At 70.7% G+C, this 14,150-nt stretch carries 8 protein-coding genes; 5 read left to right on the top strand and 3 right to left on the bottom strand.

What is annotated here, in order from left to right:
• Positions 1-2: 2 nt before the first annotated feature.
• Positions 3-2,684 carry an alanine--tRNA ligase gene (alaS, locus tag VB738_RS01055; RefSeq protein WP_323303969.1) on the top strand — a complete coding sequence of 894 codons (2,682 nt, stop codon included), beginning with the start codon at positions 3-5 and terminating at the stop codon, positions 2,682-2,684.
• Positions 2,685-2,701: 17 nt separating this feature from the next.
• Here the strand turns inward: alaS and VB738_RS01050 are convergent, their stop codons facing one another.
• Positions 2,702-4,417 (bottom strand): ShlB/FhaC/HecB family hemolysin secretion/activation protein, encoded by a 1,716-nt coding sequence (locus VB738_RS01050; RefSeq protein WP_323303968.1) that lies wholly within the window; start codon positions 4,415-4,417, stop codon positions 2,702-2,704.
• A gap of 267 nt (positions 4,418-4,684) precedes the next feature.
• Between VB738_RS01050 and VB738_RS01045 the strand changes: the two genes are divergently transcribed.
• The 3 genes from VB738_RS01045 to VB738_RS01035 all read left to right on the top strand — a co-directional run bounded on the left by VB738_RS01045 (position 4,685) and on the right by VB738_RS01035 (position 9,965).
• Positions 4,685-8,803: a CHAT domain-containing protein gene (locus VB738_RS01045; RefSeq protein ID WP_323303967.1), complete on the top strand. Its 4,119-nt coding sequence runs from the start codon at positions 4,685-4,687 to the stop codon at positions 8,801-8,803.
• Between the two features lie 84 nt (positions 8,804-8,887).
• Positions 8,888-9,247 (top strand): DUF3307 domain-containing protein, encoded by a 360-nt coding sequence (locus VB738_RS01040; protein WP_323303966.1) that lies wholly within the window; start codon positions 8,888-8,890, stop codon positions 9,245-9,247.
• Positions 9,248-9,269: 22 nt separating this feature from the next.
• Positions 9,270-9,965, top strand: a complete 696-nt coding sequence (locus tag VB738_RS01035) for a hypothetical protein (RefSeq protein WP_323303965.1) — start codon at positions 9,270-9,272, stop codon at positions 9,963-9,965.
• On the opposite strand, the gene VB738_RS01030 is transcribed toward VB738_RS01035, so the two are convergent.
• Together VB738_RS01030 and VB738_RS01025 are read right to left on the bottom strand one after the other, a co-directional pair.
• A complete protein-coding gene (locus VB738_RS01030) occupies positions 9,919-11,871 on the bottom strand; it encodes a CHASE2 domain-containing protein (protein ID WP_323303964.1) in 1,953 nt (650 codons plus the stop codon). The genes VB738_RS01035 and VB738_RS01030 overlap by 47 nt on opposite strands.
• Entirely contained in the window at positions 11,871-13,442 is a 1,572-nt protein-coding gene (locus tag VB738_RS01025; RefSeq protein WP_323303963.1) for a mechanosensitive ion channel family protein, read from the bottom strand. Before VB738_RS01025 ends, VB738_RS01030 begins: the two co-directional genes overlap by 1 nt.
• Between VB738_RS01025 and VB738_RS01020 the strand changes: the two genes are divergently transcribed.
• A complete protein-coding gene (locus tag VB738_RS01020; RefSeq protein ID WP_323303962.1) occupies positions 13,441-14,145 on the top strand; it encodes an SIMPL domain-containing protein in 705 nt (234 codons plus the stop codon). The two genes, VB738_RS01025 and VB738_RS01020, sit on opposite strands and share 2 nt — an antisense overlap.
• Positions 14,146-14,150 lie beyond the last annotated feature (5 nt).

Below are 14,150 nucleotides of genomic sequence, written 5' to 3'. Positions count from 1 at the left end.
TGATGGCTGCCGATCCCACCCGCCCCAGGCCCCGCAGCGGAGCCGAGATCCGGGAGGCCTTCCTGGCGTTCTACGAGGCGCGGGGGCACCGGCGGATGGCCAGCGCCTCCCTGGTGCCCGACGACCCCACGGTGCTGCTCACCATCGCCGGCATGCTGCCGTTCAAGCCGGTGTTCCTCGGCCAGGCCCCACCACCGGCGCCCCGGGCCACCAGCAGCCAGAAGTGCATCCGCACCAACGACATCGAGAACGTGGGCCGCACAGCCCGGCACCACACCTTCTTCGAGATGCTGGGCAACTTCTCCTTCGGCGATTACTTCAAGGAGGAGGCGATCGCCTGGGCCTGGGAGCTCACCACCGAAGTGTTCGGCCTCGACCCCGCCCATCTGGTGGTCAGCGTCTTCCGGGAGGACGACGAGGCGGCCGCCCTCTGGCGTGACGCCGTGGGGGTGGATCCGAAGCGGATCATCCGCATGGACGAGGCCGACAATTTCTGGGCCTCCGGCCCCACCGGTCCCTGCGGCCCCTGCTCGGAGATCTACTACGACTTCCACCCGGAACGGGGTGACGACGGCATCGACCTGGAGGACGACAGCCGTTTCATCGAGTTCTACAACCTGGTGTTCATGCAGTACAACCGCGACGCGGCCGGCACCCTCACGCCCCTGGCCCGGCGCAGCATCGACACCGGCATGGGTCTGGAGCGCATGGCCCAGATCCTGCAGCAGGTGCCGAACAACTACGAGACCGATCTGATCTATCCGCTGGTGGAAGCCGCCGCCGCCCTGGCGGGAGTTGATTACCGCGCCCTCGACAGCCGCGCCCAGACCTCCCTCAAGGTGATTGGCGACCACAGCCGGGCCATCACCCAGCTGATCGCCGACGGCGTCACCGCCTCCAACCTGGGCCGGGGCTACGTGCTGCGCCGCCTGCTGCGTCGGGTGGTGCGCCATGGCCGGTTGCTGGGCATCGATCGCCCCTTCCTGGCGGCCATGGGGGAGGCGGCGATCGAGCTGATGGCCGCGGCCCATCCCCAGCTGCCGGAGCGCCGCACGGTGATTCTGGCCGAGCTGGTGCGCGAGGAGGCCCGCTTCCTCGACACCCTGGAGCGCGGCGAGAAGCTGCTGGCCGAGGTGCTCGCGGCCCGGCCGGAGCGCATCGGCGGCGATGCGGCCTTCGAGCTCTACGACACCTACGGCTTTCCCCTGGAACTCACCCAGGAAATCGCCGAGGAGCACGGCCTGACGGTGGATCTGGATGGCTTCGAGGCGGCGATGGAGCGCCAGCGGCAGCGGGCCAAGGCGGCGGCTGTGAGCATCGACCTCACCCTGCAGGGGGCGATCGAGCAGGTGGCCGGCGCCCTTGAGCCCACCGACTTCCGCGGTTACGAGGCCCTCGACCAGGCGGCCTGCGTGCTGGCCCTGGTGGTGAACGGAGAACCGGCCACCGCCGCCGCCGCCGGCGATGCGGTTCAGATCGTGCTCGACAGCACCCCCTTCTACGGCGAATCGGGCGGCCAGGTGGGCGACCGGGGCATGCTGCTGGCCGGGGAAGGGGCCGGCGGGGTCGGGGCGGGCCTGATCGTGGCCATCGAGGCGGTGAGTCGCAACCGCAGCGTGTTCGTGCACAGCGGCCGGATCGAGCGCGGCCGTCTGGCGGTGGGCGACGTGGTGCAGGCCCGGGTGGATCGCAGCTGCCGCCGCCGCGCCCAGGCCCACCACACCGCCACCCACCTGCTGCAGGCGGCCCTGAAGCAGGTCGTGGATGACGGCGTCTCCCAGGCGGGTTCCCTGGTGGACTTCGACCGGCTGCGCTTCGACTTCCACTGCCCCCGGGCCCTGACCCCGGACGAGCTGGAGCAGATCGAGGACCTGGTCAACGGCTGGATCGCCGAGGCCCACCCCCTGGAGGTGGCCGAGATGGCCCTGGAACGGGCCCGTGCCGCCGGCGCCGTGGCCATGTTCGGTGAGAAGTACGGCGAGGTGGTGCGGGTGGTGGACGTGCCCGGCGTCTCCATGGAGCTCTGCGGCGGCACCCACGTGGCCAACACCGCCGAGATCGGCCTGTTCCGGATCGTCGCCGAGACGGGGGTGGCGGCGGGCATCCGCCGCATCGAGGCGGTGGCGGGGCCCGCCCTGCTCCCCTATCTGCGGGAGCGCGACCGGGTGGTGCGCGAGCTGGCCGACCGCTTCAAGGCCCAGCCCGGCGAGATCCTCGAGCGGGTGGCCCTTCAGGCCGAGGAGCTGCGGGCGACCCTCAAGGAGCTGGCGGCGACGCGGGGGGCCCTGGCGGCGGCCAAGGCCAGCGCCCTGGCGGAGCGGGCCGAAGCCCTCGGCTCCCATCGACTGCTGGTGGAGCGCCTCGATGGTGTCGATGGCGCCGGCCTCCAGGAGGCGGCCCAGCGCCTGCAGCAGCAGCTCGGGGAGGGGGCGGCCGTGGTGCTCGGCGGCCTGCCGGACCCGGCGGAGCTGGGCAAGGTGATCCTGGTGGCGGCCTTTGGCGGCACGGTGGTGGCCGCCGGAGCCAAGGCGGGGGCGTTCATCGGCGGCATCGCCCGGCTCTGCGGCGGCGGCGGCGGTGGCCGGCCCCAGCTGGCCCAGGCGGGGGGACGGGACGGCGCCGCCCTCGATGGGGCCCTGGCGGAGGCCCGCCGTCAGCTGGCGGTCCAGCTGGCTGGGGGCTGACGCTCGCTGGCTCAGGCTCAGAAGCGGTAGTTCACCCGGGTGTAGAGCCCCTGGCCCAGCAGCCAGTCGTTCCAGGGGCCCAGGTTGTCGGTGGTGGAGAAGGGCACGGCCCAGCCCAGCTCCACCGACCAGTGGTTGCTGGCCAGCCAGCGCAGCAGCAGCCCGCCGGAGCCCACCGTGTCGCCGAAGGTGCCACCGCTGAAGCTGGTGCGGATGCCGCCGGCCCCGATGAAGGGGACGAGCTGGAGGGCGCTGGTCTTGCTGTCCCAGAAGGTCCAGACCGCTTCGGTGCTGGCCAGCCAGCCGCTGTCGCCGCTGATCAGCTGGCCGGGCAGCCCGCGCAGCCCCACATCGGAGCCGAGGGTGAACTGCATCGACGAGGTCAGCGGGGCGAAGGCCAGCTGGGCGGCGGTGCGCAGGTTGACCTGCCAGCGGGGCGAGACCGTCCAGGAGCCGGAGAGGAGGCCGCCGATGGCGGTGGCCCGGCCCGCGGCGATGCCCGCTTCGGCCAGTTCCTGGCGCTGGACGGTCGGGGTCGCCGCGGCGACCCCCTGCAGCAGGTAGGCGCTGCCGCTCCAGCTGCTGTGGCGTCCGCCGCCGGCTCCGTTGACCCCGAGGCGCAGATAACCGCCGGCGGGGGCGCGGATGCTGGCGGGCACGGAGGCCGGCAGGGCGCTGCCCTGCTCGTAGATGTTGCTGCGGCTGTTGCTGTAGCCGGCGAAGAGGCTCCAGCGCTGGCTGAGGGATTCGCGAAACACCCACTCGAACTGGGCCAGGGCCTGGTACTGGCTGGTGGAGAACCCGTCGGCGGGGGCCGGCAGTTCCACCAGGTTGCGGCGGCTGAAGCCGAGGCCCCCGGTGAGGCTGACGCTGTCGCCCAGGGGGTAGGTGTAGCTGAGGGAGGCGATGGCCGCGCCCAGTTCGGGGGTGTCGGTGGCATCGAGCTCGCCGTAGACCAGCAGGGTGTCCCCGCGCCGCAGCAGGCTCGGCTTCAGCAGTGTGGCCACGGCGCGGAACTCCCCCGAACCGCTGGTGCCGTCGTTGCGCAGCGCCAGATCCCCCTGCCAGGGCTCCGCCGAGGGCTCCACGGCGACGCGGAACACCCCTTCGGAGGGATCGCTGCCCAGCCGCGCCAGCGTCCCCCGCACGCTCTCGATGCCCGGCTGCCGCTTGAGCAACTGCAACTGAAGCTCCACCGTCGACAGGCGCAGGATCTGGCCCCGCAGGGGGCGCAACAACCTCTCGACGCGTCGGTTCAGCCAGGCATCGCTGCCGGACACCTGGATGCCGACCACACGCCCCTCCACCACATCGAGATAGCCCGGCGCCGGGTCGCTCACCACATAGACCCGGCTGCTGACGTACCCGTCGAAGACGAGCCGGGTGCTCAGGGCCACCGCGCAGGCCTTGAGCCGCTCGCTGGGGGCGGCGATGCGGCTGCATTCGGCCAGGATCGTGCCCACCTGCTCGGGGCTGTAGAGCGTCAGCCCGCGGATCTCCGGCAGGGCGGCCGGTGCCTGGGGGGTGGGGGGCTGGGGGGCCGGTTCCGGGGCGGCGGGACCAGTGCCGCCGCCGGGCTGGGGGGCGGGGGTCCCCAGGGGGCGAAGGTCGACCGGAGGGGCCGGCTGGGTCTCGGCGGGAGCGGGCCGCTCGAGCTGGCGGGGCGGGCCCGGAAGGCGGATCGGGCCATCCTGCAGCGGCGGGGCCACCAGCTGGGCGAGAAGGAGGAGCATTCAGGGTGGGCCGAGTTCCCGCTCAGAAAGACAGGCTGGTAGCTTGCTGATGGATCGGTGAGATCAGGCTAAATAACAGCTGACGCAACACCTGACGCGCCCCGAGGCGTGAATGATGACTCCGCAAGTGACCCTGCAAGTGGTTCGGCCATCGACGCCTAGGGAACTTACCCGCCACGGCGGAGAGTGGGTCCAATTTTGAGTAACAACGACTACTTTCTCATCGGCGAGTTGGGTGGGTTTCGCTCTTTTTGTCCCCCATGGCTGATGCAACGGCGGCGGCGGCTTGCGCCGCTGGGGCTCACGGTTGTGCTGGGTCTGCTGGCCTCCCCGGCCGCCGCCGGTGAAATCACCGCCACGGGTGGGATCCTCGGACTCGGCAGTGTGGTGAATGGCCAACTCGGCGGCAGCTGCTTCAGCGGTGCCTGTGCGGTCCGGGGGGGCACGTCCGCCGGGGCCAACCTCTATCACCGTTTCTCCGCCTTCGACACCCGCGGCGGCATCACGGGCGTCACGTTGGATGTGGCTGGGCACCGCAACGTGATGGTGGGGGTCACCCACCCCCTGGGCAGCTTCATCGACAAGGCCGTCACCCTGAGCGAACGGGCCAATCTGGTCTGGCTCTCCCCGGGGGGCATCCGGCTCAGTGGAGCGGGCACGTTCAGCCATGTCCAGCAACTCAACCTGACGACCGCCACCAGCCTGCGGGTGGGCGAGGGGCGCTTCGACGTGCTCGGCACCACGGCCGCCGGGGCCGCCTCCCTGGCGGGGCCCCCGGCCCTGGGTGCGGCCGGCCTCGGAACCGATCCGGCCACCCTGGCTCAGCTGGGTCTTTCCGCCCAGGGGGATCTGGCCATCGACGGCGGCCTGCTCACCGTCGATGGCGGCCTGCTGCTGGATGCCCAGGGTGGCCATGTGCTGCTGGGGGGAGCCCGGCTGCAGGCGCCCGGGGGGACCGTGGCCCTGCAGGGGCAGGGGGTCTCGCTTCAGGACAGCACGGTGGAGGTGTCCGGTCCGGCCGGCGGCAGCATCCGGCTGTCCGGGGAACGGGTCGCCATGGCTGGCTCCAGCCTGCGGGCCGATGCCAACGGCACGGGCCCGGGCGGGAGGATTGAGATTCTGGGCAAGCAGCGGGCCGATGTCCAGGGCGTCATCAGCGCCAGGGGCGGTCCCCAGGGCGGCGATGGCGGCTTCGTCGAAACCTCGGCCAGCAGCCTGGCGCTCTCCACCGCCCCGGATCTGTCGGCGGCGCGGGGGCGGGGCGGCACCTGGCTGATCGACCCCCGCGACATCGACATCGTTCCCACCGGATCCGGCGGCGGCTCCCCTCCCGGCGGTTCCGGTGGCGGACTGCCGGGCTCCGCGTCGCCGATCGATGTGGGGCTGATCAACACCGCCCTCAACGGCGGCCAGACGGTGATCGTGGACACGACCGATCCCGCCGGGACCCAGTCGGGGACCATCTCCCTTCTGGCCCCGGTCGAGAAGACGGCCGGGGCGAACGCCACCCTGGAGTTGCGTGCCGATGGCAACATTCTGATCCATGTTCCTGGCGCGGATCCCGCAGCCTTCTCGAACACCTCCGCGACCGGGAGGCTGGATGTCAATCTCTGGTATCAGAAAGGGGCCGATCCCTCCCTCCCCGTGGGAGCCATCAGCTGGCAGAAGGGCGCGGTGGACATCAACACCGGAACCCTGCGGATCCTCCAGGGGGCATCGCGGATCGACGGCAACATCGAGCTGACGGGAGCCTTCGAGCCGTTCATGCTTCGTTCGGGCACCGTTCGCACCGGAGAATTCTTCTGGAGCCCCACAAGTTTTGGCGCCATCCAACTGTCACTCCTGAATGATTCCAGGGGGGCCGTTCTGGATGTCTCCAGGCGTTACTTCCAAGGGCCCGGCCGCAATGTCACGGCCTTCTCGACGGCGCTGCTGCAGATCGGTCCTTCGGCCCGGAGCAGCGGCATTGACCGCGGCACGGTCACCGATTCCACCCCCGTCAAGACCACCCGGATCAATGTCGCCACGGGGGCGACCCTCGCGCTCAACCAGGCCACAGTCGATGGCCCGAATCTGGCCGTGCAGAGCGGGGCCCAGCTTCAGCTGACGGGGGCCAATCGGCTGGCGGTCCTCGACAACGCCGGATCGATCGTGATCGCCCCCGGCTCCAGCCTCGACCTGCAGAGCGCGGCCGTCGCGCCCGGTGCCTCGATCGACCTGCAGGGCAACGGTTCGTCGCGCCTGCGCATCAATGGCGCCACCTTTCGGAATGAAGGAACCATCCAGGGATCCGGCCTGATCGAGGTGGGCAGCGGCCTGGGGACGTTCAGCAACGGAACCGCCCTGCTGCCGGGGGCACCGGTGGCATCGCTCGATCCGGTCGGATCGCTGCAGCTTCGCGCCCGCACCCTCACGCTGGAGCCCAACAGCCGGCTCCTGTTCGATCTCTCCACCGCCGACCAGCTCTCCGTCTTCGGTGACACCCTGCTCGGCGGGGCGCTGGAAGTGGTGTCGCCGCCGGTCGTGGGGGTCATCACCCCCTTCGACCTGATCCGGGCCCGCAGCCTCACCGGCGCCTTCGACCCCGGACAGATTTCCCTGGCAACCGGCTTCACCCTCGGGGGCATCGTCATGACCGGCGATCCGCTGCTGCCGGTCAGCTTCGGCGGCAATCTGGCGGCGACGCCGCCGCCACCCCCCGCACCGCCCGATCCCCCGATCACCCCCCGCCCCCCGGTCACCCCCGTCACCCCCACCCCGCCCGTCCCCCCCATTTCGCCGCTCACCCCGGCTTCCGCCCGGTCGGTCACGGCCCCGGACGTCCCTTCACCGCTCTCCCCGTCGAGCCCGTCGTTCCTCGTGCCCGATCTCGGTTATCGCCTCTTCCCTTCGACCCAGACGACCCCCTTCGGCTCCACCCTCAGCAGCAGTCGAAGCGGGGTGGGTTCCGAAGCCCTGGCGGTGAACCTCTCGGAGGCCGATTTCAGTCTCCCCGGCGGGCCGGTGCCGGTGCCCGGCCCCCTCACGGCCACCACCACCACCCTGGCCCCGGCCCTGGTGGCCGCGGCGATCACCGACGGCGATCAGCAGCGCACCGAGGACGTGCGCCGCACCCTGGGGGACGTGGGAATGGCGGGGGACTCCGGCGGCACCCTGCGTCTTGAGGAACTGCAGCAGCTGCTCAGCAAGGCCTCCCAGAAGGGGGACAGGGAGGACGATCGCTTCAATCCGGCCGTGCTGATGGTGTCCTTCACCGAAGAGAAGCAGGCGTCCGGCCAGGATCCGAAACCAGCCGCAGGCCAGGAACCCGAGGCCGCCACCGCCGGGTCGAAGCCGGCCAACTCGTTCCTCGATCTGATCCTGCTCAGCCGCAGGGGGGCCCCCGTCGGCAAGCGCGTCGAGCTCTCGAGGGAACGGTTCGGGGACCAGCTGCGGGCGCTCTACCGACAGCTGGCCCGCCTGGAGCCCCTCCAGGTGGACAACCCTGACGCACCGTCCCGGCAGATCCACCGGGCCGTGATCGAGCCCATCGCCGCCGAACTCCGGGCCAAGGGCATCACCACCCTGGTGATCGTCGCCGACCGGGGCCTCCAGGGTCTTCCCTTCGCGGCGCTCCACGACGGCACCAGCTATTTCGGAGATCGCTACGGCTTCTCGATCACCCCGTCCCTCAACCTCACCTCCTTCGGTCCTCCGCGCCAGACCCGCGGGCGGGTGCTGGCGGCGGGCGCCTCAGAGTTCGAGGCACTCAGCCCCCTGCCCCTGGTGCCCGAGGAACTGGCCGGCATCCCGGAAGGGGTGGGAGTCGACCGTTTCCTGAACAGGAGCTTTTCCCCGGAGGTGCTGCTGAGCCGGGCGGCTGACCCGCGCTACGAGCGCCTGCACGTGGCCACCCATGCCGAATTCATGCCCGGTGGCCCCTCCCAGGCCCGCATCTACACCGGCACCGGCTCGGTGAGCCTGCAGGAGTTCGCCCGCCTTCGCCAGCAGCGCAGCGGCAGCCCGCTGGAACTGTTCGTGCTCAGCGCCTGCCGCACGGCCCTGGGTGACAGCGACAGCGAGCTCGGATTCGCCGGCCTGGCCCTGCAGGCGGGATCCCGCAGTGCCATCGGCACGCTCTGGTACGTCGATGATGTCGCCACCTCCGCCTATTTTCTGCAGCTCTATCGCTATCTCGACCAGGGGATGCAGAAAGCCGAAGCCCTGCGGGCCACGCGCCAGGCCATGGCCACTGGCAAGGTGCGGCTGGAAGGCGATAAGGTCATTGGATCCGATGGCGTTCCCCTTCTCACGGCGCTGAGTCCATCCCAGCGGCGTCGGATTGCGGCAGGCGTGATCCATCCCTACTTCTGGGCCGGGGTTCAATTGATCGGGACTCCATGGTGAGCCAAGGCCAACGGCTGCCGTGACCCGGGTCCTTCACCCTGCCTCCCCTGACAAGCCCCTCCGGTCATCCCGGTTTTTGATTCAGTGCCTGATCTTCCTGCTGTCCTCAACGTCTTTCTGATGCTGGCGATGGCCCATTTCGTCGGGGATTTTGGACTCCAGAGCGATCGCATGGCCCGGGAGAAATGCCCTGGCTGCGGTGTGACCCTCGGCTGGGGTTGGTGGCTCACCTCCCATGCCGCCATCCATGGATGTCTGGTGGGAGTGATCACCCAGTCCCCTCTTTTGGGTGTGGCAGAGTGGGGCGTGCATCTGTTGATTGACTTCGGCAAATGCCGGCGTCTTTGGAGCCTGTCGTTTGATCAGGCGTTACACATCATCACCAAGCTCCTCTGGGCCTGGCTGGCGATCCGTCAGGCATCGCCAGGTTTCTGGTTGTCATGAATCGTTGACGTCATCTGTGATCATGAAGACCGTGTTCTCGCTGAAAGTGGTCATGAAGCGATGGACCGCTGGCATGGCCCTGGCGGCCGGGCTCCTGGCCCTGGCCCCATTGGTGGCACTGGAGCCGCTCCAGGCGCAGGCCCAGAGCGATCTGCGCAAGAGCTTCCCGGGGCGCCGGGTCGGCGGAGGCACCCGCGGTGACTGTTCCAGCCGCCTGCTGGCCCACCTGGTGCCGGCCAGCAGCGTCTTCGCCCCCGGCAAGGACCGCTTTCTGGGCCTGCTGGAAGGCCCCAGCGCCTCCCCCAGTCCGCTGGAGATCACCTTCCGCCCGCTGAGCGGCCGCGGCACCGCCGACGGTTCGATGGCCTCCGGCCAGCGCCGGGTGCTGCCGGCTTCCGGCCCCGGCATCACCCTGATCAGCCTGCCCTCGGTGAAGGTGCCGACGATGTGGGAGTCGAGTTACCTCTGCCCTGGGGCCGCGGCGACCGCCACCTCCGCCGATCCGCTCAACTTCGTGGCCGCCGAATCACCGCCGGCCCTCAGCCTGCTGGTGTCCGATGCCTCCAAGGAGGATGGGGCCGTGCAGGCGTCCCTGGCGAAGCTCCATCGCTCCTGTGGCTCCAGCGTGCCCCGCGAGGAGGTCGGCACCGCTTTCGGACTGTCGGATCTGATCACGGCCCAGTGGCCCGAGCGGATTCCAGTGCGCTGTCCCGTCTGAGGCCACCCCGGAGCTCCCAGATGCGCAGGGGTTCGGTGCGCCCCTTGACGTTGATCGCCCCCCAGTCGAGCCACTCCAGGGGCAGGCCCTTGGGCAGCAGATCGACCGTGCTGGAGGACACCAGCACCCGGCAGAGATTCGTCTGACGTTCCTTGTCGAGGCTCTCCAATCGGGCGGCGCAGTTCACGGCATCACCGATCACGGCGTACTCCAGCCGTTCGCTGCTGCCCATCGATCCAGCCAGAACGGCCCCGGAATGGACGCCGATGCGCAGCCCCATCGCCGGCAGCCCCTCCTTCTGGAGCTCCTCGTTGAGGCTGGCGACGGCGCGCTGGATGGCCAGGGCGGCGTCGATGGCGGCCTTGGCATCGGCCTCCTCGCCGCTGCTCAGAGGGGCCCCGAAGACCGCCAGCAGACCGTCGCCGGTGAACTTGTTGACCATCCCGCCCCGCCGCGTGATCGCGGGCACGAACAGGGCCATGCCCCGGTTCAGCCAGTCGAGCAGCTGCCCGGGGGTGAGCTGCTCCGAGACGCTGGTGAACTGGCAGGTGTCCGACATCAGCACCGTGACCGGCAGCTGTCGCCCCTCGAAGCGTCCGTCGCTGAGCAGCCCATCGCGCTGGTTCCAGAGCTGGCGCGCCACGGCCGGGGAGGTGGTCTGGCCCAGCAGCCGCTCGATCTGCTGGCGCTGCTTCTGGCTGGAGGCGCCCCGGCGCACCCAGGCCGCACCGGCCATGGCGATCAGACCGGTGAGGGGCAGGCTCAGCCCGACCCAGACGAAGTTGTAGAGAAGCAGCACCGCGCCACCGACCATCAGCACCGCCACGAGCCCCACCACGATCACGCTGCGGCGCAAGAGCACGAAGGCTTCCCCCAGCGCGACCCCCAGCGCCACCGCCACCATTTCGGCGAGCCGCTCCATCCAGCCGGGCAGCGTGCGCAGCCGCCGCGGGTCGCCGGCCACAGTTCGATCCATCAGGCCGGCCAGGCGGTGGGCGTGGATCTCCACCCCAGGCACCAGCAACTGCTTCGCCCCGAGGGCGGAGCGGGTGTGGGGCACCGGGAACAGGTCCCGCAGGCTCGGCGCCGTGCTGCCGATCAGCACGATGTGGCCGCGGATCTGGTCGGCGGGGATCAGCCGGCGGCCGAGCACATCCTGGAGGTTCCAGAGGTGGAAGCTGCCGATCCGGTGGAACGACAGCATCTGCTGGAAGCCGGCGGCATCGAGCTGGTCGTAGCCCCCCGACGCCGGCTCCAGCCAGGGTCCCGGTTCACTCCCCTTCTCGAGCCGCTGCCGCAGGCTGCGCTGGCCCTTGCCCACCTCCAGCAGGCGCAGGGGCAGGGAGACGGTGGCTTCGTCCTGCCCCGCCACATGCACCAGATCGCGGCGGATCACCCCGTCCGCATCGAGCACCAGATCGTTGAACCCGCGCCGATCGGCCGGGGTGCCCGGCACCGGGCCGATGGCCTCGGCCACGTTGAAGATCGAGACGAGGCGTGGATCGGTGCGGAACCTTTCGCGCAGGCAGGCCTGGTCGGGGCCTACCCCCTGGTCGCGGTAGATGTCGAGGCCGATCGCCACCGCCCCTCCGGCGATCAGCCGGTCGATCGCCTCGCACAGCACCCGGTCGTCGATGGGAAAGCCGTAGGCGGCGAGGTCCGATTCGTCGATGCCGATGATCGTGATCGGCTTGTCCGTGCCGGGCGGAGCGGGACGGAGGCTGGTGATCAGGTCGTAGAGCAGCAGGTTGAGGGTTTCGTTGACGGGGCTGCGCTGCAGCGCCAGCAGCAGCAGGCCGGCGGCGGCGTAGGGGACGAGCGAGCGCAGGCCATCGGCCAGATGGAGCGCCCTCAGCCGCGCCAGCCATCGCGTCGCCTTGGAGCCGGGCGGGGTTCCGCGATTCATCAGCTGCCCTTGAAGGCGAAGAAGAGCCGCTTCATGGTGTCCAGCAACGCATTGGAGCGTTCCGTGTGCTGTTCGCGGTCGAGGCTTCTCAGTTCCGCCTGGCGCTCCTGGACCATGGCGGCGAAGCGCTCCAGCAGGTCGGGATTCTCCTCCAGCAGGCCACTGATGCTGTCGCGATCCACCTCCAGCAGCAGGCATTCCTCTGTGGCCCGCACCGTGGCGCTGCGCGGGGCGTCGAGGAAGAGCGTCATTTCGCCGAACACCTCCCCCGGCCCCAGCCGGCGTACGGCCACGGTGTGGCCGGGCTCCAGCTCCTTGAGGATTTCCACGGTCCCCCGCAGCACGTGGAACATCGAGCGCCCTTCGGCCCCCTCCTGCACCACCGCCTCGCCGGGGCCATAGGCCACCAGATGGCTGCCGTCCACCAGGGTCTCGAGCTGCTCGGCGCTCAGGTCGGTGAAGATGCCCGCGCTGCCGAGGGTCTGGCAGCACAGCTGGGGGGAGGGCCGGGCGGGGAGCTGCAGCCGCTCCCGGGAGCGGCGCGGCTGCAGCTCCCGCACCGGGAAGGGGATGCTCTGGCCTTCCCGGGCCAGGGCGTACCAGATCTGCTCGAGCAGGTCGCTGCGCAGGTCGCCGATGGCGCCGTCCCCCAGCTCCCGCTGCCACACCTGGAGCTCGTAGGCGATGGCGCTGTCCTGGAACTCCTTGACGCGGATGCGGGGGGAGGGCTCCCGCAGCACCCGGGGATGCTGCAGCACCACCTTCTCCAGCAGGGCCCTGGCCTGGGCGGGCGGCAGGTCGTAGTCAAGGCCGACGCTGAAGCGGTTGCTGACGGCCCCGGAGCGGCCCAGGTTGCGCAGCACCCCCTCGGTGACGAGGCTGTTGGGGACGACCACCAGCTGACCGTCCATGTTGCGGAGCATGGTGTCCCGCCAGCTCACCTGCACCACCACCCCGCGCACCCCCTGCTCCAGCTCCAGGAAGTCGCCTTCGGTGAAGTCGTCCCCCAGCTGCAGCTCCAGGCCCGCGAACAGGTCCTTGAGGGACTCCTGGGCGGCCAGGCCGATCACGGCGGTGAGCACGGCGGAGGTGGTCACCAGACCCACCAGATCCAGCCGCGCCGACTGGCGCACCAGCACCACCGTGGCCAGGGCGCCGCTGCCAAGGGTGAGCAGCTGCAGCAGCAACTGCGGGGGCGGGCGCCACAGCCCCAGGTGGGCGGGCACCTGCAGCGTCGCCCACAGCGCCAGGAGGATGGCGGCGTAGGTGAGCAGCAGGTCATCGGTGAGCAGCACCCACACCCGGTAGGTCGGGGGCAGTCCCTGCAGCGGCAGCGAACTCAGCAGGGCCCAGGCGGCGATGGCCAGCAGCGGCAGCCGCAGCGGCACGGACGGAAGGGCCCGGTGGCGGCAGAGGCGGGCCAGCACCAGCAGCCCGGCCGTGGCGGCCAGGGCGCCGATCCAGATCTGCAGCAGGGCCAAGGCGCGCGCTTCGATCGCCCCATCCTGCCGCCGATCCTGGCGTTCGGCCCCGTGGGCGAGCAGGCTGGCCCCAGCCGTTTCCCCTGCCATGCGCCCGATCGTCCTGCGTCCCCTTGCTGTCCTGTTGGGCCTGGCGGCGCTTGGCAGCGGGCCCGTTGCCGCCATCGCCCAGGTGCAGCTGCGCTGTGAGGGCACCCTGCTGGAGGCCAGGGGCAGCGCCGAGCAGGAACGGCCCACGCGACGGCTGTCCTTCTCCTTAACCCTGGAGGCGGAGGCCCCCACGGCCGACGGGGCCCTCCAAAGCCTGCAGGAGCGACTGGCGGCGGTGCGTCAGGCCCTGCAGCAGCTCCAGGTGGAGGAGCTGCGGGTCACCTCGCCGAGCACCTGGCAGCGCGGGGCTGATCGCCGCCGGCCGGCGGCGGTGACCGCCAACCTGCAGGTGAGTGGGCGGCTGCTGCCCCAGCGGCTGCAGCCCCTGATCCGGGAGGTGGGGGCGCTCCCCGGGGTGCGGCTGGCGCCGGTGGGGACCGAGGCCGATCGCGCCCAGGACGCGGCGGTGCGGCGCCAGCTGCTGCGGGCGGCCTACCAGGACGCCCTTGACCAGGCCCGCGAGGTGGCCGCAGCCGTGGGCCTCAGCCGGCTGGCCCCCTTGGAGGTGCAGCTGGAGGGCAACGATTTCCGCCCGGTGATGATGCGCGCGGCCGCCGCTGAAGCGGCGCCGCCCTTCGATCCGGCCGAACTGGCCCAGCCCAGAAACCGCCTCGGGCTGATGGTGCGGTTCTGCGCCCGCTGAGACGA

Source organism: Cyanobium gracile UHCC 0139 (assembly GCF_034931325.1).
GTDB classification, from domain to species: Bacteria; Cyanobacteriota; Cyanobacteriia; order PCC-6307; family Cyanobiaceae; genus Cyanobium; species Cyanobium gracile_B.
The sequence above is the reverse complement of the archived record's forward strand: the minus strand, read 5'-3'. Positions and strand labels throughout refer to the sequence as shown.

What these genes read in the sequence shown, in the direction of transcription:
- alaS (WP_323303969.1), top strand. Translation starts at nt 3, where the DNA reads ATGGCTGCCGATCCCACCCGCCCCAGGCCCCGCAGCGGAGCCGAGATC.
- VB738_RS01050 (WP_323303968.1), bottom strand. Translation starts at nt 4,417, where the DNA reads ATGCTCCTCCTTCTCGCCCAGCTGGTGGCCCCGCCGCTGCAGGATGGC.
- VB738_RS01045 (WP_323303967.1), top strand. Translation starts at nt 4,685, where the DNA reads ATGCAACGGCGGCGGCGGCTTGCGCCGCTGGGGCTCACGGTTGTGCTG.
- VB738_RS01035 (WP_323303965.1), top strand. Translation starts at nt 9,270, where the DNA reads ATGAAGACCGTGTTCTCGCTGAAAGTGGTCATGAAGCGATGGACCGCT.
- VB738_RS01030 (WP_323303964.1), bottom strand. Translation starts at nt 11,871, where the DNA reads ATGAATCGCGGAACCCCGCCCGGCTCCAAGGCGACGCGATGGCTGGCG.
- VB738_RS01020 (WP_323303962.1), top strand. Translation starts at nt 13,441, where the DNA reads ATGCGCCCGATCGTCCTGCGTCCCCTTGCTGTCCTGTTGGGCCTGGCG.
- VB738_RS01025 (WP_323303963.1), bottom strand. Translation starts at nt 13,442, where the DNA reads ATGGCAGGGGAAACGGCTGGGGCCAGCCTGCTCGCCCACGGGGCCGAA.